16 protein-coding genes are annotated in these 22272 nt (G+C 44.4%); 10 read left to right on the forward strand and 6 right to left on the reverse strand.

Translation table 11 applies throughout. The features are described from left to right. Positions 1–268: 268 nt before the first annotated feature. Positions 269–1282, reverse strand: a complete 1014-nt coding sequence (locus HXT28_RS06260; protein WP_032814261.1) for a LacI family DNA-binding transcriptional regulator — start codon at positions 1280–1282, stop codon at positions 269–271. A 298-nt stretch (positions 1283–1580) separates the two neighbouring features. Here HXT28_RS06260 and HXT28_RS06265 point away from each other — a divergent pair, with 298 nt between their 5' ends. From HXT28_RS06265 to HXT28_RS06275, 3 genes are all read left to right on the forward strand, one after another. Further along, positions 1581–2435 carry a carbohydrate ABC transporter permease gene (locus tag HXT28_RS06265; RefSeq protein ID WP_064347187.1) on the forward strand — a complete coding sequence of 285 codons (855 nt, stop codon included), beginning with the start codon at positions 1581–1583 and terminating at the stop codon, positions 2433–2435. Then, entirely contained in the window at positions 2432–3265 is an 834-nt protein-coding gene (locus HXT28_RS06270) for a carbohydrate ABC transporter permease (RefSeq protein WP_064347184.1), read from the forward strand. The genes HXT28_RS06265 and HXT28_RS06270 overlap by 4 nt, the downstream gene beginning before the upstream one ends. Positions 3266–3430: 165 nt before the next feature. Next, entirely contained in the window at positions 3431–4036 is a 606-nt protein-coding gene (locus tag HXT28_RS06275; protein ID WP_004137098.1) for a DUF624 domain-containing protein, read from the forward strand. A 153-nt stretch (positions 4037–4189) separates the two neighbouring features. Here the strand turns inward: HXT28_RS06275 and malQ are convergent, their stop codons facing one another. The 5 genes from malQ to HXT28_RS06300 form a co-directional block, all read right to left on the reverse strand. Next, positions 4190–6433 (reverse strand): 4-alpha-glucanotransferase, encoded by a 2244-nt coding sequence (gene malQ / locus HXT28_RS06280; RefSeq protein WP_422113401.1) that lies wholly within the window; start codon positions 6431–6433, stop codon positions 4190–4192. Between the two features lie 269 nt (positions 6434–6702). Further along, entirely contained in the window at positions 6703–8712 is a 2010-nt protein-coding gene (pulA, locus tag HXT28_RS06285) for a type I pullulanase (protein WP_422113402.1), read from the reverse strand. A 352-nt stretch (positions 8713–9064) separates the two neighbouring features. Next, positions 9065–9976 (reverse strand): sugar ABC transporter permease, encoded by a 912-nt coding sequence (locus HXT28_RS06290; RefSeq protein WP_422113403.1) that lies wholly within the window; start codon positions 9974–9976, stop codon positions 9065–9067. Continuing rightward, positions 9973–11373, reverse strand: a complete 1401-nt coding sequence (locus HXT28_RS06295) for a carbohydrate ABC transporter permease (RefSeq protein WP_016636769.1) — start codon at positions 11371–11373, stop codon at positions 9973–9975. The genes HXT28_RS06290 and HXT28_RS06295 overlap by 4 nt, the downstream gene beginning before the upstream one ends. Before the next feature lie 171 nt (positions 11374–11544). Further along, entirely contained in the window at positions 11545–12786 is a 1242-nt protein-coding gene (locus HXT28_RS06300; RefSeq protein ID WP_064347179.1) for an extracellular solute-binding protein, read from the reverse strand. A 262-nt stretch (positions 12787–13048) separates the two neighbouring features. Here HXT28_RS06300 and HXT28_RS06305 point away from each other — a divergent pair, with 262 nt between their 5' ends. The 7 genes from HXT28_RS06305 to HXT28_RS06335 all read left to right on the forward strand — a co-directional run bounded on the left by HXT28_RS06305 (position 13049) and on the right by HXT28_RS06335 (position 21789). Then, on the forward strand, positions 13049–14752 hold the full coding sequence (locus HXT28_RS06305; RefSeq protein ID WP_016636767.1) for an alpha-amylase family glycosyl hydrolase: 1704 nt from the start codon (positions 13049–13051) through the stop codon (positions 14750–14752). Between the two features lie 105 nt (positions 14753–14857). Next, a complete protein-coding gene (locus HXT28_RS06310; RefSeq protein WP_016636766.1) occupies positions 14858–15634 on the forward strand; it encodes a TraX family protein in 777 nt (258 codons plus the stop codon). A 37-nt stretch (positions 15635–15671) separates the two neighbouring features. Beyond that, a complete protein-coding gene (locus HXT28_RS06315) occupies positions 15672–18359 on the forward strand; it encodes a TIM-barrel domain-containing protein (RefSeq protein WP_422113404.1) in 2688 nt (895 codons plus the stop codon). A gap of 344 nt (positions 18360–18703) precedes the next feature. After that, complete coding sequence (thiO, locus tag HXT28_RS06320) at positions 18704–19774, forward strand: glycine oxidase ThiO (protein WP_004129299.1); 1071 nt, start codon at positions 18704–18706, stop codon at positions 19772–19774. Between the two features lie 97 nt (positions 19775–19871). Beyond that, on the forward strand, positions 19872–20078 hold the full coding sequence (thiS, locus tag HXT28_RS06325; RefSeq protein WP_016637065.1) for a sulfur carrier protein ThiS: 207 nt from the start codon (positions 19872–19874) through the stop codon (positions 20076–20078). Positions 20079–20196: 118 nt separating this feature from the next. Beyond that, positions 20197–21021, forward strand: coding sequence for a thiazole synthase (locus HXT28_RS06330; RefSeq protein ID WP_064347174.1), 825 nt, complete (start codon positions 20197–20199; stop codon positions 21019–21021). Positions 21022–21057: 36 nt separating this feature from the next. Next, positions 21058–21789: a HesA/MoeB/ThiF family protein gene (locus tag HXT28_RS06335; RefSeq protein WP_422113405.1), complete on the forward strand. Its 732-nt coding sequence runs from the start codon at positions 21058–21060 to the stop codon at positions 21787–21789. The last annotated feature ends 483 nt before the right edge of the window (positions 21790–22272 follow it).

Below are 22272 nucleotides of genomic sequence, written 5' to 3' on the forward strand. Positions count from 1 at the left end.
GCAAGCAAAGGTGACGTAAGCGAATCCGCTAGGATACTGACACACATTAGTGTTAAGTCCTAGCGGATTTTTATGTGGAGCTAGCACTCAATATGCGGTGGTAAGAAAAGTATGTTGAGTATTGTTCTCTTAATTGAGCGTCAGTAAAACAACAGTAAGTAGTGGTTTCGTGTTGTTCAGTTAGTTTCGCGCTGAATAGCTCATAGTAGATACTTGGCAAATGGTGATTTATCGGCGATTGAACTGAATAAGCGATGCAAAATAAATGTTACTCGTTTAATAAAGCTGCTGTACTAGAGCGCACAATAAGTTGTGCTGGCACAATTCTATACGGATTTTCAACTTCCTGACCGTTGATAAGCGCAAGCGTCATTTTTGCTGCGGTAGTAGCAATATCGACAGGATTTTGCCTAATGGTGGTCAATCCAGTTTCATGAGCATAAAAACTATCGTCGAAACCAATAATTGAAATATCGTTTGGTGTAGAATAGCCACTTCGTGCAAGTTGGAACATAAGTGGGATAGCAATTCCATCTTCTTGGCATGCTATAGCTGTGGGCATATTTGTGTCGCCAAGTAATGTAGAAACTATAGCGCTGATGCGATCTAAACCTGTAGTGGCAACGATCTCCGCAGGTGTAATACCGTTGTTGTTGCATTCATCGATAAATGAATGGTAGCGTTGCAATACGCTGAAATGTAACGAAACATCACGTGTTGTACGCACGTATGCAATATTGTGATGTCCTAAACCAATTAAGTGACGTGCCATAAGTCGCGCGCCTTGATCGTCATCAATGTTAATGGTTGCGTCAAAATCACAATTTTGCGGATGCAAACAGTTAATGCCAACAATAGGCACACCTGTTGTTTTTAATTGCGCAATTTCGTTTGTATTTACATCAAAAGAACAAACAATAACAGCATCAGCATTGCGTCTTGTTGGAAGCATAGTAAAAAATTCCCGACGTTCTTCACTGCTAGAAATTTGAAAAATAGACAAATCGTACCCTGCAGTGTGAAATATCTGATTAAGCCCCTGTATAACTGATGCGCCAAACCATAAGCGAATTTGGTCGCTTATGAGTAATGCAATTCGCAGTGTTCTTCCGGATTTTAATGCTGCAGCGGATTTAGAGATGGAAAAATTTAACCGTTCAGCGATGGCTAGCACTTTGTTGCGGGTTGATGCAGAAACTAAATTTGGCCGCGTGAAGGAACGAGATACTGTGGAAACTGATACGTGTGCCTTATCTGCCACATCTTGGATATTTGCTGGCATGTGAACTCCTTCATCCGCATACAACCAACTTCTCGTCACAACGTTGTGCTCGGCGCTATCACTATGAATATTGGTGCCAATATAGTCAAAAGTTTGCAACCGTTTCCATTCTAGCAGATTTTATTAATATGCCAACGATAACAAGCAATTTTTTGAAAGAGAAATGAACGATTGCTTTTTATGAAATGCAAAAAATGACAACGTTTGACATTGCTCATTCATGTAGTAGAATGAAGATATTGGTTCGACATCGACGTCTATGGTGGCGTCGCACTCAAGGAGGAGAAAGTGACGAGTCATGATTAGTATGAGTGGAAAAGCAATACGTAAATGGTGGGCGTTGTTCGCTTTGCCAACGTTTGCGGCTTTTATTATTGGTTTTGTTGTGCCGTTTATTATGGGCGTGTATTTAAGTTTTACCAAATTCCACGCTGTTACGGATAGTAAATTCATTGGCGTTCGTAATTACGTTAAGGCGTTTAAGGATCCACATTTCCTTCATTCGTTAATGTTCACTATAGCGTTTACTGTTGTAACAACTATTCTTATTAACGTGATTGCTTTTGCAATTGCTTATATGCTTACTAAGAAGTTCAGTGGATCAAACGTTTTCCGCACTGTGTTCTTTATGCCAAATCTTATTGGCGGCATTGTGTTGGGCTATGTTTGGCAACTTGTACTTAATGGTATTTTGGCATACTTCGGTCGTTCTATTACATATTCTGCCGTATATGGTTTCTGGGGATTGGTGCTGCTTATTTGCTGGCAGCAAATCGGCTATATGATGATTATTTATATTGCTGGTTTGCAAGCTCTTCCAGGAGATGTTATTGAGGCTGCAGCAGTTGATGGTGCAACCCCGATGCAAACGCTGTTTAAGATTACAATTCCTCTTATGATGCCTTCTATTACTGTTTGCACATTTTTAACAGTCACCAACGGCTTCAAGCTATTCGATCAGAACTTGGCTTTGACGAACGGTATGCCTTCTCATAAGTCTGAAATGTTGGCATTAAACATTTTCAACACGTTCTACGGGCGCACAAATGGTGAAGGCGTCGGTCAGGCGAAAGCAGTTGTGTTCTTCGTGATTGTAGCTGTTATTGCTTTGATTCAGAATATGCTTACTAGGTCTAAGGAGGTAGTGGCATGAACGAGAAAATGAAGCATCCGGTACTTTGGACAATCTTCTTTACTGTCGTAAGCTTACTTTGGATTTTCCCAATCGCTATAGTTTTTATAAATTCCTTCAAGTCGAAGATTTATATTGCTAGCGAGCCTTTTAGCCTTACCCCTAAGTCTTTTATTGGATTTGGTAACTACTACCTAGGCATTGAGCGAACGAATCTTATAATGAGCTTCTGGTGGACTATAGTGATTACCGTTGGAGCTGTGATTTTAATTCTGCTTTGTACATCAATGTGCGCATGGTGGATTGTTAGAGTCAACAATTGGTTCGCTGTAATGCTTTACGTGCTGTTCCTATTTAACATGATTGTGCCATTCCAAATGGTTATGTTCACCCTTTCCGACATCACTAACAAGCTCGGATTGAACACTCCATGGGGATTGTGGATTATCTACTTAGGCTTCGGCGCCGGTCTTGCAGTGTTTATTTTCACTGGCGTGATTAAGGGCATTCCGCAAGAGCTTGAAGAGTCTGCAATGATTGATGGCGCTTCTGTGCCGCGCATATTCTTCCAGATTATTATTCCAATTATGCGACCAGCGATTGTGTCTGTGTCTATTCTGCAAACTATGTGGATTTGGAACGACTTCCTGCTTCCGTACCTTACCTTGGACTTGAACAAGTACAAGACGGTTTCGATTTCAGTTCAGTATTTGAAGGGTGGTTATGGTTCCGTTGAAATGGGTGCCATGATGGGCTGCTTGGTTCTTGCCATTCTTCCAATTATTATCTTCTACCTCATCTGCCAGAAGTATATTATCAAAGGCGTTATGTCAGGTGCGGTAAAAGGCTGAGATTTCTTCTCCTCCAAAATCTCAAGTGGCTAAAATAATGGTGGTGACTACGGTCGTAAGATTTGTAAGTCACCACCATTGTATTGTTGGTAGGGGTATTGTTAGTAAGTATTGCTAGTAAGTCAGCTATAAATAGCGCAAACAAAGCGTAAAGGAGATATATAAATGTTCTCATTTGGAAGCCCGGATTCAAAGTTTGCGCAAGGTATGGAAACATTTGCTAATACAGTGTGGCTTACCATACTTATGATTGTTACTAGCATACCTTTAATCACCATTGGTGCAGCTGTTAGCGCAGCGCACGATGCTGCAAGACGTGTAGAAAATGCTGAAGGACACATGACTTCTGCATACTTCCGCGCTTTTGCCAGTAACTTTTTGAAATCAACTGTAATTTGGATTGTGATGGCTCCATTTTTGGCTCTTATATTATGGGCTTGGATTGCAGTTAGAATACCACCGCTTTTAATACCGCAATTTGCAATAAGCATAATCTGGATTCTTATAGCAGAATGGGTTTTTGCATTACAAGCGCGTTTTGAAAATTCTATTGGCAAGACTATTCTGAATGCTTTTATTTTCAGCGTTGCATACTGGCAAGCAACGCTTGGAATGATTATTGTTGACGCTATTTTTATAGGCCTTGTGGCTGCATCAGTTATTTACTTTCCGCAAGGTTTACCTTTGCTATTATTCATTGGTTGGGGATCGACTATTATGCTTCACACGCCTTTGTTGGAGCGTGTTTTTGCAAAGTATATTAAGAAGTGATTTATGCAAATAATTAATGAGGCGAGCATCATCGTAGACGCTCGCCTCACATAGGACATCATTGCAATCAATACTTTTGATTTGCTACTATGCAAACCGTATTTCTTGCGGGGGATTGAGTCGGTTCACAGTAAACCAACACTTTAATTATACTCACTTCTGTGTATTTTCGCCGCGCATAACTGCTGTCATAGAAAGCACTCGTGGCGACTTAAATACTTCATCAGTGTGGACTACGCGACCTTCTGCATCAGCAAGTGGAATACGCCAATTTGGATACTCCGTACTAGTGCCAGGCTGGTTTTGAGAGCGGTGCTCGCCAACAGCATCAACCAAAGCAACCTGCAACAACAACGATGGGGAAGTGCGCATAATTGCATGCAGAGCTTCCACAATCTCTTGCACATGGCCTTCTACGTCTTCAGCAGCCTCTCTGCTAATCCAGCCGCCGTCAAGAAGCATCTTCATCATTGCATCACGCTCAGCTTGAGCTGTCTCTTGGAAGCTTTCTACGGAGTCTGTAAGAAGGTGAAGCTGTTCGCGAAGTTTTACGTGCTCAAACGCAAGATAACCCGCTGTAGGCGGCATATCGTGCGTTGTAACAGAAGCGAGTGCATACTCGCGGTACTTAGAAGGATTAGCAAATATAATCTGCTTCTTTCCAGCTTTCTTTGTTGCAGCCTCAGCTTCGTCGTCGTGAATAAACCACTCAACAACAGTGCCAAGCACGCCGTGAGAAGCAAGCACCTTAGAAACATACTTTGGTACTGTACCTAAATCTTCGCCAATAACGACACCGCCTGCGCGAGTTGCCTCAATGGTTAGTACTGCAATCATCGCGTCTACGTTGTAATACACGTATGCGCCGTTTCTTGCGCCCTGACCTTGTGGAATCCACCACAAACGGAAGAGGCCAAGCACGTGGTCAATGCGTGCAGCTCCAGCGTGCAAGAATACGTTATGAACCATATCTCGGTAAGCAATATAACCAGTTTCATCAAGATAATTTGGATCAAATGGAGGCTGACCCCAATCCTGACCCTGCTGATTGTAGAAATCAGGAGGAGCGCCAACACTTACGCCGTTAGCAAATCGTTCTGGGCTCCACCAAACATCAGCGCCATAGCCGTGCACACCCACAGCCATGTCTTGCATAAGACCAATTGCCATACCAGCAGCTTTAGCTTCAGCATGTGCAGCAGCAACCTGCTCGTCTGCAATCCACTGCAACCAACGATGGAACTCAAACAAGTCAGCATGTTCTCGCTTGAGACGTTCAATTTGAGGGGTTCCTTTACCAGTAGTGTCGAACCACAAATTTTCACTCCAAGGAGCACCCCAAACCTCAAATGCAACGCACCAAGTTGCAAAAGCATCAAGATCTTCACCCGAACGATGTTTAAATTCAGTGAACTCACGTTCACGCTCTGCAGAACGAGGCTGCTTGAAAATAATACGCAAAGCTGGAAGTTTGGCGTCCCAAGCTGCATTGATATCAATAGGGTTTGGATTATTGTTTTGATGAGCGATAGACTCATGCAATTGCTCTACTTTAGCAAGATCTTCGCTACTTAATTCAGCATATTCTGGAATATCTTGAGGACGAATATAAGTAACATTTAAGAATCTACGAGACTCAGGCAAGTACGGAGAAGGTTCAAGAGGTGTCACTGGGGCGCATGCATGAATTGGATTAATCAGCATAAAATCGGCTTTACCAATTTCGCCTGCATCCTTCAACAAACGACGCAAATCGCCGTAATCGCCAATACCCCAAGAATCCTTGGAACGTACGGAATACATTTGCGTCATAAAGCCCCAACGGTGACGTTCTTGTACGCTTTTTGGTAGCGGGATACGAGCTGGTGCAGCAATCAATGTCGCATCAGCGTGTGTTAGAATTTCTCCGCGATTATCAACAATTTGTGCATGCAAAGTGTGATAGCCCATTGGCAAATCATCAGGAAGCACAATGTATAAATCGCCGTCATCCTCTGCTTTAATATCATCTAACGGTTTTTCGTAAGTTGTTCCGTCTTCAAGGGTAAGCGTAATGCGGATATGATCTAAGTCTGCATCACCTACATGAAGTGGCACACAAGCTTTCGTACCATTAAACGAAACTACAGTCGGCGGAAGTACTTCACTGGCACGTTTGCGTTGTACTTGTTCGTATGAAGCTGCAATATTATCTGGAGTATCTGCTGGCATGCCTAATGCATTGAGTACTCCAACCAATGCTTCATCAGTAATTTCAGTGTAGCTTCCTTGCTGATCAATATAAAAAGTGGCAACGCCGCAAGCTTTAGCAAGTTTAATCAGCGGCCGCTCAAGGCGCTCTGCGCTTTCTTCCATAGGCTTATCAGCGTCAGCTTTGCTAGTAGCTGTTGTAGTCATGGTGCTCCTTCTATCTTGTGATTGGCACATCCCTAACATCGTCGTAAGTGTGCCAAACGTGCAACTATGGCGAGAGAGTGCAACCCAATACATCTCTGGATTGAAATACGCTCTGTCTGTTAATTATATAAACACCTGATATCGTTTGCAAATTAGCGTTGCGATATAACAGGCTAGTTTTACTGCAAAATTGCAACTAAACGCAATTGTTGCGATTATATTGCGCTTAGTTGCAATCAGCTGTAGTTTATTGATACTTATTCAAACAATTACTTATTGCTCAGCACAACGAAAGTGCGTATTGGCAAATGTAAAGTAGTAGTGCTGCCTTCTGTAACAATAGATGCTTCAGTAGCTAGTTTTTCGCCAGTCCACTTGGCATAATAATCGTTTGAATTAAGCACGCAGTGCCACCCATGAGATTTTGCGCTATGAATTACTGGCAGCTCAATCTTTGCATCTTCATGATACATAGGATTGGCACAAACAATGAGATTATTACCAACACGTGTTGCTAAAACAGTGTGGTTAGAAGTTGTTAATTGCTTGCGTTTACCATTATATAATGAACTATATTCTGCGCGTAGTGCAATAAGTGCTCGATACCACTGAATGAGTGGCTGGAATTGCTGAGTACGAGCCCAATCGAGCTGATTCAACAGCATTCCGCGATTATAGGAATTATCGCAGCCATGTTTAGTGCGACCAAATTCTTCACCACTGAGCATAAATGGCATTCCGGCGGAGCATAGAACCATGCCTGCAGCAAACATATTAGCGTTCATAATATCTGCAACGGCTTCTGCATCCTGAGCGTTAAATTCAGCTTCACCAGCGTTATCTCGCATAGAGATGCAAAGCTTATCCCATAGGGTCAAATCATCATGAGCGGATATGTACTGCACAATTTGACCAACTTCTTTACCGGCAGAAGGGGTGTCGCGCCAAGCATCTAACGCTTGACGAGCAGCATCAGAGCACCAGAACTCATTACCGTTAACATAACCGCGGTCACGATGATTCATCACATTACCTTTAAGGGAATCGCGTGATTCATCGCTAAACCAGCCAATGCGTTCGTGCAATAAGTCGCGACCATCTTTATCTGCCAGTGGCAACTTTTCGTCAACAGCAGGATCCGAAGCGCCCCAAGGCTCACCATACATAAGAATATCTTTTCCGCCAGGAAGTTTATCTAATGCAGCTCGTGCCTGGTTCAAAGTTTCAACATCAGTTAAGCCCATAAGATCAAAACGGAAACCGTCAATATGGTAAGAGCGAACCCAATGCAGTAAAGATTCAATAATAAACCTACGGAACATTGGATGCTCAGAAGCCATCTCAGTACCGCAGCCTGAGCCGTTTGCAAAGGAGCCATTCTCTTCACGTCTGCAGAAATAGCCTGGAGCCATGCACTCAAAAGCATTTTCTGCTGCCTTATACATGTGGTTGTATACCACATCCATAATTACTCGTTGACCATTAGCATGTAATGCAGCAACCATTGCCTTACACTCACGAATACGTGTCGTGCCATCATATGGATTACTGGAATATGCACCTTCTGGCACATTATATGCGTAAGGGTCATAGCCCCAGTTGTACAAAGAGTCTAGTTCTTCTGCTGAAGCTCCATTCTTACGAGCTTGGTCAAGCGCTATTTCATCGACAGTAGCAAAATCGTAAATAGGTCCTAGCTGTACATGAGTGACGCCAAGTTGCTTTAAATAATCTAAACCTGTAGGAAGAGTATTATTAACTGAATCTGTGTTTGAAACAGTAGTGTGTTCATCAGTAAAAGCAAGATACTGGCCACGATGTTCAGGTTTAAAACCGCCACGAGGGTCATTGCTAAAGTCGGCAACATGTGTTTCCCATACAACTGTTGCATGACGGACAAATTTAGGTGATTTATCTTTATGCCAATTAGTTGGAGCAACGCGATCCTCATCAATAACAAGGCTGCGTTCGCCGTTAACGCCGCTAGCAATGCCCCATGGATCACTCGTACGATTTACTGTGCCATCAGGAAATTTGACGAGATAATCGTAATACATGCCATCCAAGCGTCTACGGAAATTAGCTTTCCAAGCACCATCGTGCAAAGGCTTCATTTCGTGTATTTGTGTCGGCTCGCTGTTATTGCCGGTTTCAAAAAGTCGTAAAGTTACGGTTTGTGCTGTTGGCGCCCAGACAATAAACGTTGTAGATTTAGCATTTAAAGTAAAACCGAGAGATCCTTCATATACAGGCCATGTTGCTGAGGATGGAATTGTCATGGAGATTATCCTTCTTCTTTCATTATGTTATAAATATTGTTGTACTGTGCTAATTATAGTAAAAATTATACTAATTCTAAATTTTATCTTTAAGTTATTATTCTATTATTGAAAATATTTTATTGTGGAACACTATTTGGCTCAATACGGTAGGGTTGACGCAACTAATATCATCTTGAGTCGAAGAGTGGTAAAACTTTGAAATTATGTTTGTATCAATATGTAATCCAATAAAATTCATCGAAATTGCTTGTATTTGCGAGATATGACAAATATTGAACACTGAGAACAAAAAGGCCGAAACGCTCGGAAAGCGCCTCGGCCTTCTAGGATTTGCAATCTGAAGATTACATCATCCCTTAACAGAACCTGACATGGATTCTTCGTAGAAGCGTTGCATCACAATAAACAGAATTGCAATTGGAATGGAAACGCACACAGCGCCAGCGGAGAAGCGTGCGAACCACTGATTGATGTACTCCTTCTGTAGCATCTGCCACAAGCCCAATGCAACTGTAAAGTTGTCTTGAGTACGAGCGATTGCCTTTGCGAGAACGAAGTCAAGCCATGGTCCCAAGAAGCCAACAATAGCCTGGAATACAATCATTGGCTTGCAGATTGGGAGAATAATCTTATAGAATACTTGCCATGTTGTGCAGCCATCTAAATAAGCAGCTTCATCCAATGACTTTGGAATAGTATCCATGTAACCCTTCATAACGTAGAAGCCGGCGCCACTACCTGCAGAGTATACAATAATCAAAGAGATGAGCACTACTGAGCCATTCGTCAGACCAAAAGCCTTAAGAATGAAGTAGATTGCAATAACAGCCATAATGGATGGGAACATACCGAGAATCAAAGCAATGTTCATGAAGGTGCGACGTCCACGGAAGCGCAAGCGAGACATGCAGAATGCCACAGCAAGCACGAAGAACAGTGAGATAATGCACACAAACACAGACACAATGAAAGTGTTCATAAACATTCGTGGGAAATCAAGCACGTTGCGCTCAGTAAAGAGCTTAACGTAATTGTCAAACGAATACTCGGTTGGGAAGAAGGTCTTCTGATAAGGAGCCTCATGCTTGTTGAAGCTTTCCAACAATACCCATGCAATAGGTGCTAGCCACACGATTGCCATAACAATCAGGAAAAGATGTGTGACAATATCACCTATGATTCGGCGTACTCGCTGGTCGCGGAACAGAGGAACACTACGTTGACTGCGTACCATTCCATTGGAAACTTTCTTATTACTCACCGGAATCCCTCCTCGTTCTTATAAGAGCCAGAGTTGCGGTAGGTTATCAATGCGACTACCGCCAGCACGATGAAGGTCATGATGCCGATTACTGCACCCATGCTGTAGTTATCCTTATCAACAGTCAGCTTATAAAGCCACGTGATGAGCAAATCGGTCTTACCTGCGGAAGATCCGACCGGCGTTGGCTCGCCGCTTGACAAGAGGTAAATAACATTGAAGTTGTTCACGTTACCGGTGAAAGTGGTGATTAAGTAAGGCGTCATCACGAAGAAGATGTAAGGCATCGTAACGTTCATGAAACGCTGCCACCAGCTAGCACCATCAAGCTCTGCGGCTTCGTACAGTTCGGCAGGAACATTTTGCAAAATACCAGTAATTTGCATGATAGTGTACGGAATACCAACCCAAAGATTGATAAGAATTACGGTGACGCGAGCCCAAGTTGCATCTTCAAAGAATGGCAGTGGAGAATGAATCCAACCGTATTCCATGAACAATCTGTTAATGGCACCATCGTGCTGCAACATATTGTGCATAACAAGCAAAGAAACGAACTGAGGTACTGCAATAGTCAGTGAGAAGCAGGTACGCCAGAATCCCTTAAGTCTAGTGGTTCGCCTGTTAATAATCATTGCCATGAACATACCAAAGAAGAAGTTCAAGAAGGTAGCAAAGAATGCCCACACCAAAGTCCAAATCAGCACGTCGATAAACATGCCTGCGTTGATGGTGCCGCTAGTGGAGCCAAGAATCTTGAAGAAGTTCTTTAGACCAACCCACTGGAAAAGTGGTGTGTGATCGCGGTCATAATTAGTGAATGCCATAGAAATCATGAATGCTAATGGCAAAACACTGAATACTATAATGCCCGCAGTTGGCAATGTCATTAAACCGACGTGTGCATTGCGATCAAAGAGTGATTTAACATCTTGAATAAAATCAATTGGCTTCTTGCCGTCCACTACGCACTTTTGTGCCTTATACGCACTGCGTAGTGCCAACGTTGCCAAATAAACAAGCAAAATAATTGCTGCAATAGACATAACGCCATACAGCAAAATTTCTACAGAACTATCGCCGGCCTGATAATGCCAGAAGCCGTTGATTTTTACTTTACCCTGCTTTTTGGTACCAAGCGTACCAAACTTTGGAAGATACTCAGCGCCGGTAGTGAATAAGAATCCAAAAATAGCAGCTTCAGATGCAAGGAATACGAGACCCTTCACGTATTGGCGACGGACGAAATTGCCAAAACCAAAAATAACTACCGAGACCCAAGCAAGAATATCTGCATTCTTCGCAGCCTCCTGCAAAGAATACGGCGAAGGGGCAAAGCGTTCAGAAGCCGGCGCTTTCTGGCGCTTTCCTCGCTTTGTGGATGTCGTGCCAGTCATGACATACCTTTCATAAATGGTGGTGCTCTACTTACGCAGAAAGGACGCCCCGCCCCGTGCACATGAGGTGGGGAGCGGGGCGTCCTTGCCGTATGCTTCAAGGCATTCGCGCCTTGTTAGCATGCTTAAAATTAATTTTTACAGCTAAGTTAATTATGTAATTAACTTTTATTACTTCTTAAGAGCTTCAGCAAAGCCCTTGGCCCAATCTGCAGTCTTAGCAGCAGCATTACCGTCGTTGATTTCCTTGTGAGCAAGGGAAGTGCCGAAGGTCTTGGTTGGATCCCAGAAGCCACCCATTTCAGGAACGGTTGGCTGCAGTACAGAAGTATTAGCGATGGTGTTCATCTGAGCAACTGCAGCTGGATCGCCCTTAACAATGTCAGCAAGAGACTTGTCGGAAGGAATCGTGTTCTGCAACTCGTAGTACTTCTTCTGGGATTCCTTGGAGCCAAGGAATGCAGCAAACTTAGCAGCAATCTCTGGAGCCTTGGAGTTAGGGTTGTATGCAACAGCCTTAGAACCTGCGAAGGACTTCATCTGGAATTCGCCGGCCTCAGTCTTGAACTTTGGAAGCTGAGCAGCAGCGTAGTTATCGCCCAAAGCCTTCTTTACATCGTTTGCCTGCCAAGAACCAGAGAAGAATGCATCTGCAGTGTGGTTCTGAATTGCAGCCAAGCCGGCGCCTTCATCATTATCCATGACGAAGTTCTTGTTCTGGATAAGCTTTGCAACATACTTGGTGACTGCTGCGGCCTTATCGCTAAGCTTAATGCCAGCCTTGCCGTCATTGCTCTTTGGACCAAAGAGGGTCATGTTGCCATCAAGGTAGAAGCCTGGGAGATACCAAGCGTTAGCGATGTTGAAAGCAACCTTGCCCTTCTCAAGCATCTTATCGAGGGACTTAACGTCTTCGTCCGTGAACTTGGACTTATCGTAGTACATGAACCAAGTGTTGCCAGTGAATGGTACGCCATACATCTTGCCGTCTTGTGCAGTTACGGACTGGATGAGTGGTTCAGCATCCTGCTGCTTTACCTGAGCGACAGCATCATCGCTTAATTCGCCAATGGCACCAGCCTGCACCAAATCACCCAACTGATCGTTAGCGAACAAATAAACATCAGCAGCAGCCTTAGCGTCCTGCTTTACTGTCTTAGAAGCATCTGGTGGTGCAACGACAGCATTCTTAAAAGTAATCTTGTATTCTGGATGAGCCTTCTGGAAAGCCTTCTCCATAGTTGGCAACCAAGAATCACCCTTGGCTTGATCTTCAGAAGCTGCCCAAACAGTAAGCTTAGCAGTCTTTGTATCGCTGCTAGCTGTGGAAGTAGTGCTAGAGCCGCAAGCTGCAAATCCAAACAATGTAGCGACTGCAAGACCTGCACCCAGCATCTTCTTAATATTCGTCATCCTTGACCTCCTATATCATGCCAGAAACTGGCATATCATTTGGTGGCGTAGTAACGGATTAATTGTGGCGCAACATCGCTATTGCTGCGTAGAGCAGCGTCACAAGTCTCACAAATCCGTTCGTAAGCACTGTGTAGTATACACGGATATTATGTCGTTTGCAAATGGGTGGCGGGTTAGCTTGTGTATATCTGGGCAGTGAAAAATCTTCAAGTATTTTAGGTAAACTTCGTATATTGAATTGAATTGGGAAGGTGGAACAATGGGACTATATAATCATGCTGATTGGTTGAACGATGCTATTTTTTATGAAATTTACCCGCAGAGTTTTTATGATGCTAATGGTGATGGCATTGGTGACATTTTAGGAATTATAAAAAAATTAGATTATGTAAACTCGATTGGCTGCAACGCGATTTGGCTTAATCCTTGTTATGATTCACCGTTTAAAGATGCTGGTTATGATGTGCGTGATTATAAAAAAGTTGCTGCGCGCTATGGTACCAATGAAGATTTGCAACAACTTTTCAGTGAGGCTCACAAACGGGGAATGCATATTCTGCTTGATTTAGTGCCGGGACACACAAGCGAAGAGCATGAGTGGTTCCGTAAAAGTTCTTGTGCTCAAGAAAACGAATTTAGTAAGCGTTATATTTGGACAGACAGTGCATTTTCTGGGTATTCAATGCCGTTCATCGGCGGTGAAACTGAACGTGATGCAACATATATCCTCAATTTCTTTAAGTGTCAGCCTGCGTTAAATTACGGTTTTGCGCATCGAGATCGTGCTTGGCAGTCTTCCCCTGACTCCTCAGAAGCGGCTGCAACTCGCGCTGCAATGGTTGATGTAATGCGATTCTGGCTTGCGTTGGGTGCTGATGGTTTTCGCGTCGATATGGCGGATTCGCTCGTAAAAAATGATGATAATAATGGTGAAGGAAGTCTTGGTAAAGACAATACAATTCGCGCTTGGCAAGAAATGCTTGGGGCTGTCAAAGAAGAATATCCTGAAGCTGCTTTCGTTTCTGAATGGGGTAGACCTCGTCAGGCGCTTGCTGCCGGTTTTGATATGGACTTTTATTTAAGCTGGCGATGGGATGGAAATCCTAATGGTTACGCGCGTTTGCTTCGTGACGTTGACAACGCTTTAGATCATAATCCGCAGCATGATCACAGTTACTTCTCGGCGCAAGGTGGAGGAAGTATTTGCCCGTTCTTGGACGATTACTGCCCGCAATATGAGTCAACGTGTCATCAAGGTTACTTTAGTTTTATTACTTGTAATCATGACACGCCTCGTTTGGCTCCACGTCTTAGCGATCGCGAGCGTCGCGTAGCTTTTGGCATGTTGTTAACAATGCCGGGTGTTCCATTTGTGTATTACGGTGACGAGATAGGCATGAAATACCGCGATATTCCAACAAAAGAAGGCGGTTATGCTCGTACTGGAACGCGCACGCCAATGCAGTGGGATGACACAAAAAACCTTGGCTTCTCAACGGCTGCAAAATCGAAGCTCTATTTGCCGGTTGAAGCGCAATCGGATGGGCGCACTTGCGCAAATTCGCGAAAACAAGCCGTCGCAAATGGCGAAATTCCAGCAGTTTCTTCTCAAATTAATTGCAAAGATTCTTTCCTGTCTTGGGTGCGCTCGCTTATTGCACTTCGTCATAGTCGCGCTTCTTTGCAAGCTGACGCGTCTTGGCGTGTGCTGTATGCTCCTGTTGATGGTCGTGGTTTTGCATATGAACGTTGTGCAAGAACTATGGATCATGGTGAGACCCAGCGAAGTATTGTAATGATGAATCCTAGCGTGCATGATGAAATAGTTCCGTTGGAAGCGCTAGCGAATCTTACACAAGAATCTGTGAATAATCCATTACTGAAAATTGGTGAGATATCAAGTAATGGCAATACTCTTACGCTCGGCGCACAAAGTTTTGCAGTATTTGATTTGTCATATTAGTGCGCAATATTGCGATACAATAAACATGTAGAAAAAACATGTATAAAGCGACGAGGCTGCAGAAGTAACCAAACTACGCAAATAACGTCATAGGAGTAGAAAACAATGGATGCGGTGACGCCAAAAATTCGAGCAGATAAAAATATAAAACTTGGTATCACTTTGCGTAAGTTCAAGCTGCTTGGTGCTGTTATGATGACGCTTAGTGCTTTTAGCGCCCCCGTTATACCTCACTTATTTGGCGGCCTTAGTGATAATAATATGTGGGCGCTTACGGCTGCTGTGGTGTGCGAAGTGGTTAGTTGGACGGCGCTCCCGTGGTATGCATGGATACTTGTGCGAGGATACCACAATACGCATAATGTGAATTTTTATACGTTGCGCTTGTTGATTTTAGCATTGATTTGTGAAGTTCCTTATGACATTACCACATCTGGTTGCGCTGTTGATATGCGTTCACAAAATCCTGTATTCGGGCTTGTTATTGCGTTATTTGTGCTTTCTGGAATCGATATGATTCGTACTCGACTCAGTGGTGTTTCGCGCGTGATGGCAGGAGTGGGTATTGTAATTGCCGGGTTATTGTGGAATATTATCGGCAAAGTTGGTGTGCGTCAGCATATTTTTTGGGGTGGAGCATTGTTACTTGGCTTTGTGCTGATTTTTGAGCTATTGCAAAAACATGAAATTCGCATGGAACTTATAGCAGGCATGTTTGGTGCTATGTCACTGCTTGCTCCAGGTGTGGGAGTGGCGGTGTTGCATTACCGTAGCGCATATGGTGATGGTCATAAGAATTCGCGAGTATTTCGTTGGGTTATGTATGCTTGGTACCCGATTGTGCTTGCGATTGCTGCATTGTTTGCAGTATTCGTCAGATAAAATCGTGTGCTAATTAATAAAAGGCAAAGGTGCAAAAATGGACTCTTCCAAGTCGAGAATTTTTTATAAGTACGCATCAGACTCAAACGCAAAGGCGCAGGATACTCAGGTAATTAAAGGCGAAAAGTGGCGCATTACGGTTATTACAGATTCGCTTATTCGTCTTGAATGGAGTGATGACGGAAAGTTTGTTGACAATCCTACGCAAACCGTAATTTGCCGAAATTTTGCTTACAAAAGCGCGGACACTCAGCCGCAATTTAGCGCGCGTAAAAACGAAAACGGATGGCTGGAAGTCGAAACTGAAAAGTTGCACCTTGTCTATAATTGCGAAGCTTTTAGTAAAGAAGGCTTAAGTATTGTTGTGCGCGGAGTACCGTGTACTCAATTTAATACGTGGCATTACGGCGACGACTGCCCGGGGAATCTTCTTGGTACTTTTAGAACTTTGGATCAAGCGAATGGTCCGGTAAAACTTGGTAAAGGCATACTTTCGCGTGACGGATGGTCTGTTTTAGATGATTCTGCAACTTGCGAAATTGTGCCAGCTGAGGAAATAAATGGCAAACCGAACCCGTATGGAGCTTGGGTTAAGTCGCGCGCGCAAAAAGTTAGCGAACAAGCTGGAAGATATAAAGATTTGTATTTCTTCGGCTACGGACACCGCTATATTCAAGCAATTCAAGACTTTTATAAGCTTACAGGCGCTCAGCCGTTGCTGCCGCGTTTTGCGTTAAGTAATTGGTGGAGTCGCTACTATCGTTATCGTCAAGACGAATATTTGCAATTGCATAATCGCTTTAAGCGCGAAGGCATACCTTTTAGTACGGCTGTTATTGACATGGATTGGCATGTGACGGATGTTGATCCGAAGTATGGTTCCGGTTGGACGGGCTACACGTGGAATGAGGAGCTTTTCCCGGATCATCGTGCTTTTTTGCGTAAACTTAACGTTGCTGGATTGTCTCCAACTTTGAACTTGCATCCGCGTGACGGTATGCGCGCATTTGAAAAAGACTATCCGCAAGTTGCGCGAGATATGGGAATTGATCCTGCAAGCGGTAAAGCTGTGGAATTTGATTTAACAAATCCGCAGTTTGTTGAAGCTTACTTCAATATGCATCATCGTATGGAAGATGAAGGTGTGCGATTCTGGTGGATTGATTGGCAGCAGGGAGGAGTGACGCGCGAGCCTGGATTGGATCCGCTTTGGATGTTGAATCATGTGCATTATGGAGATGCTGCGCGCGAAGGCCGCTGGCCTCTTACGTTCTCTCGTTATGCTGGCCCTGGCTCGCATCGCTACCCGGTTGGATTCTCGGGAGATACTGTTACTACTTGGGATTCGCTTGCTTTCCAAACTTACTTCACTGCTACAGCTTCCAATATTGGCTACGGGTGGTGGAGTCACGATATTGGTGGGCACATGCTTGGCGTTAGAAATAACGAGTTAGAAGCGCGATGGTACGCTTTCGGCGCATTGAGTCCTATTAATCGTCTTCACTCGACTTGCTCGCCATTCGCTGGAAAAGAGCCGTGGAATTTCCCTCAGGAAACTCGCGAAGCAATGGTGAAAATGCTTCGTTTGCGCGCGGAACTTTTGCCATATGTTTATACGATGAATTATCGCGCAGCTTTTGAGGGCAGACCGATTGTTGAGCCAATGTACTGGCAGTCTCCGGAAGTTGGTATGGCTTACGAAATCCCTAACGAATACCGTTTTGGAAGTGAGCTTATAGTAGCGCCGATTACTTCGCCTAACGATGCGACTACTTTGCGTGGGTGCGCTGGAGTTTGGTTGCCTGAAGGTGATTGGTATGATTTGTTCGACGGGCGTAGGTATGTGTCTCGCGGTTGGAATGGTCGCAGATTTGAAGCGTGGCGTGCACTTGACCGAGTGCCGGCTTTCGCTCGTGCTGGTGCAATCATTCCAATGCAAGTTTTGCCGGAGATTGCAGATTGCGCGCGTAGCGCTGAGGTCGCTGAATCGGTTAATAGTATTGAAAATCCTCACGATTTGCGCGTTCTTGCGTTCCCTGGAGCTGACGGCGAATTTGTGATGCGAGAAGATAATGGTGACTTTGCTGTTGCATCTGCTGGTAGCACTGCTGATACGAGAATGAATTTTGTGTGGCGAGATGGCAATGGTTCTTCGCAATTTATTATTTCCGGTGTAGAAGGTGCGGAAGCTGCTGTGGAATCTGTGCCACAAAATCGCAACTGGAATGTGGTATTTAGAGGAGTTGCTTGCGCAGATTTTGCTCACGTGCGTGTATTTGTAGGAAGTCGAGAGCTTAACACAAGCGAGTTTGCAATTTCTTACGAAGGTGAAGAGTCGACCTTAAGCTTGTCGGTTTCTGTAAAAGACGTGCCAGCTCGTTCGGAAGTTCGCGTAATTGTTGACGGAGGATTGCAAATTGCTGCTGATCCTAAAGTTGGTGACGCTTATCGATTCTTGTTGCAAACCCAGGTACCGTATCGTGGCAAAGAAATGGCTTTTGATGCAATTCGAGAGACTGGTGGAAGTGCCAGTGCTATTACTGCACTTTCAGCACTTGAATACGACAGTGACAATGAAGCTGTGAGTCAGCGTGAGAGAGTTGATATGCTTAATGCTTACGCAACCAATCAACCTTCAGTAGTGAAGTGGGCGCAGTGGCGTTGTACGTTGCCGGTTGCTGTAAAGCGAGCACTTGAGGAGATTTTGCTGCGCTCAGTTGAGTGATTTCATCTGCGTTTGTAGCGTTTGCCTAAATCGTGAGTTTATTAATGTGTGCGCGTTAGTAACAAAATTGCTTAGTTTTGCGATTTGACATGCCGACTTAATTAACTAGTTTTTGTCAAAAGTGCTAGAATACTGCACGGTAGTGTGACGAAAATCACATAATTTCGTTACGTCTATCTGTAGCGTTTGTAATATCGCTAAAGTTGGCAATATTACAGCGTTTTACAATCGCAGTTTTGAAAGTCAAAGCTACGAAACGCGGGAGCTTGTTCTATACAGGCTGAGAGGGCGAAAGCCGACCGTAAACCTGATGCGGGTAATGCCGCCGTAGGGAAGGAGTATGTATGCGAAATATTCGTATTATTGGTGCAGGTATTATTGGTTTAGCAACAGCGTGGAGACTTACGGAAGCCGGCGTAAAAGTTAGCATAATTGATCCAGATCCAGTCTCTGGTGCTTCTCATCATGCTGCCGGCATGTTAGCTCCTACCGCAGAAATGCAATATCAGCAAGAAGCGTTGTATCCGCTTATGTTTGAGTCCGCAACCATGTATAAGGAATTGGTTGATTCGGTTGCAAAGTACACCGACAAGCCAACCGGCTACTTAGAGTGCGGCTCTTATGTAATCGGCGGCGACGCTGCAGATAACGAGCACGTCAACGAGTTGCTAAACTTGCAGCACCGTTACGGCCGTAGAGCTGAGCATATTTCTGTGAGTAAGCTTCGTGAAATTGAGCCTGCTCTTTCGCCAACTATTGCTGGCGCTGTAAGTGTGCCGGACGATCATCAAATCAACCCTCGTCTTTTCACTGCAGCTATGATTGATGCACTCGAAAAGCGCGGTGTTGTTATTGAGCGTCGCGCGAGCACTCCAGATGATTTAGGTCCTGACACAGTTTTGGCATCAGGTTTGGGTGCCAAGGATATGCTTCCGCAGCTTAAGCTTCGCGCTGTGTGGGGTGATATGATTCGTATGACTATTCCAGAGCCATTGCGTCCAATTTTAAGCTCCGTGGTTCGCGGTTTTGTGCACGATCGCCCAGTGTATTTGGTGCCTCGCGCTAAGGAAACAGGTGAGCTTGTGCTCGGTGCTACTTCTCGCGAAGACGATCGTGATATTCCAAAAGTTGGCGGCGTGCTCGACTTGCTTCGTGATGCTGCAAGCGTGCTCCCAGGCATTCAGGAATGCTCAATTACTGAGGTTACCGCTGGTGGCCGTCCTGGAACTCCGGACGATTTGCCATTCATTGGTATTGATCCTAAGACGCATACCACGATTTCTACTGGCTACTTCCGTCACGGCATTTTGCTCACCGCTTTGGGTTCTTCGTTGACTACCAAGCTTGTGCTTGAGCAAGAGTTGACTGAGAAGGAAAAGGGCTTCTTGGAAAGCTGTGATCCTGCACGTTTTTAATAGCGTAAGTTTCTAGTTACGCGAGTTTTTAGTAAACGTTCTAGTGACACAAGTTTCTAGTAGCGCAATTTTAATAGACGTTAATAAAGGTTGAATTATGCAAATCGTCGTCAATGGTGAAACTATTGAAGTTCAAGATGGGTTAACTGTTGCTGAGCTTATTGCTCAACGCTACGGTTCTGACGCTGGTCCTGGCATAGCTGTTGCGATTGGCGACGATGTGCTTAAGCGTGCGCAATGGGCAGCGACCGCCATCTGCGAAGGTAATCAGATTGAAATTCTTAGCGCAGTGCAGGGCGGCTGATGCAAAATTAAATTGCATCTTGTTGGTCACGTTTAAATAAATGCGTTTAGATAAGTGCGTTTAAATATTTAATCTTAGATACGATATAAAATATTAAATCTTAAATAAAAGGCTTAAAATGGCAGAAAATAATTCTGAAAATAATGCAGAAGAAAGTGTTGATACTTGGCAACTTTGCGGCAAAACTTTACATTCAAGGCTTTTGCTTGGCACGGGCGGCATGACGAGCATTGATATTATGGAAAAGTCGCTTGTGGCTTCGGGTGCGGAAGTAGCTACTGTTGCTTTGCGCCGCCATGCAAAAACAGGCGTGGATATTTATGGAATGCTGCAACGCCATAACATTAACGTTTTGCCAAATACTGCAGGATGCAAAACAGCTCATGACGCTGTGCTTACTGCAAAAATGGCTCGCGAATCTCTTGGAACTGATTGGATTAAGCTCGAAGTGATTGCTGATGACGATACTTTGCTCCCAGATACTCGCGAAGTGTTGCTCGCTGCAGAAAAGCTCGTTGAAGAAGGATTTAGCGTGCTGTGCTACACGAATGACGATCCGATTGTGGCTCGTCGCTTGGTTTCGCTTGGTGTGAAGGCTGTTATGCCTGGTGGCGCTCCAATCGGCACTGGTCTTGGTATTTTGAATCCTCGAAATATTGAGCTGATTGTGCGTGAATGCAAGGAAGCTGGCGTTCCTGTGATTTTGGATGCTGGCGTTGGCACTGCTTCCGACGTTGTTAAAGCTTTTGAAATCGGCTGCTCTGGCGTGCTTCTTGCAAGCGCTGTAACTCGCTGCCCAGATCCAGTGAAGATGGGTTGCGCAATGGCTGCTGCTGTAACTGCTGGCAAGCTTGCTCACGATGCTGGGCGTATTCCAATGCGAAATCATGCTCTCGCTTCCTCGCCTGTTGAAGGTCGCGCTTGGGCTGATTCTGTACTGTAAATTTCATACTATGAATTTCGGCATAAGTATTTAAGCATGACGATTAATAAAATTTACGACAACCTGCAGGAGCTTGAGGCGGAGCGTACTTCTCGCCACTTGCTCCTGCCGGGCTTTACTCTTGAGCATCAACAAATGTTGCGCAATGCAAAAATCTGCATGGTTGGTGCGGGCGGACTTGGTTCTCCGTGCTTACTTTCGCTTGCTGCTGCAGGAGTTGGAGAAATCACAATTTGTGATGACGACGTTGCTGAGCTTTCTAACTTGCAAAGGCAGACTTTGTACACTGTTGATCAGTGTGGCCAATCTAAAGCCCAACTTGCAGCTAAACGCTTGCAGGCGCTATCTCCGGGCTTAAAAATCAACCTTGTGAATAGGTTTAATGAAGATAATGCGAAGCAGCTTGTAGAAAATCACGACTTGATAATTGATGGTTGCGATAATTTTGCTACGCGCTTTTTGATTGCGGATGCTGCGTGGAGTGCAGGAATACCGGAAGTTTATGGCTCGGTGCTTTATTACGAAGGTCAGGTGAGCGTTTTTGTGCCGGGGAAAGGACCTGGCTTGCGCGACTTGTATCCTTGCCCACCTCCGGAAGAAACAGTGCCAAAATCGGCTGTATTGGGCGCAACCGCAGCTATTATTGGCGCAATGATGGCAACTGAAGCAATCAAACTTATAACCGGCATTGGCACACCGCTTATTGGTGTTTTGGCGCGTTATAACGCATTAGATAACTCTTTGCGCCACTTTAAGTTCAGTGCGTGAAACTTGCGTAATTATGACTTGATTTACTGCTTTTGTTTGCTGTGGTGCGAGTTTTAGGTGGTGTTTGGCTGGTGTTTTTCTTGAGTGGCGATTTTATTTTGCGTTATTCTTGAGTATCGTCTATGAGTTTTGGCTAATGTGTTTGGTGTTTAGTGTTGTGAGGTCAAGGAAATTTCAGCATCGTGCACAACGCTCGTACACTTTGCGTGTACTCGCTGCTGAGCTTGCGTTGAAAGCACACTGTGCTTTCAACCTTTAGCAAGCTCACGCTCCGAATTGCCTTCGCGCGCTACGCTTTAAGCGCTTCGGCAGGTCGTCGCGCCAGTCGCTGCGCTCCTCTTTTAGCACTCTGCCCGAAATTTTCTTGACCTCTACTTTGTTAATCTTTAACACAAAACTTATAGACTCGTGCAGTTCGTTGTGAAAGTGCGTGGTTTGCTTAGTGCAACTAGAGTCGAAAAACCGAGCTTCGGATGGGTGCGT

The sequence above is a fragment of the Gardnerella washingtoni genome (assembly GCF_049262705.1).
Lineage (GTDB): Bacteria > Actinomycetota > Actinomycetes > Actinomycetales > Bifidobacteriaceae > Bifidobacterium > Bifidobacterium vaginale_D.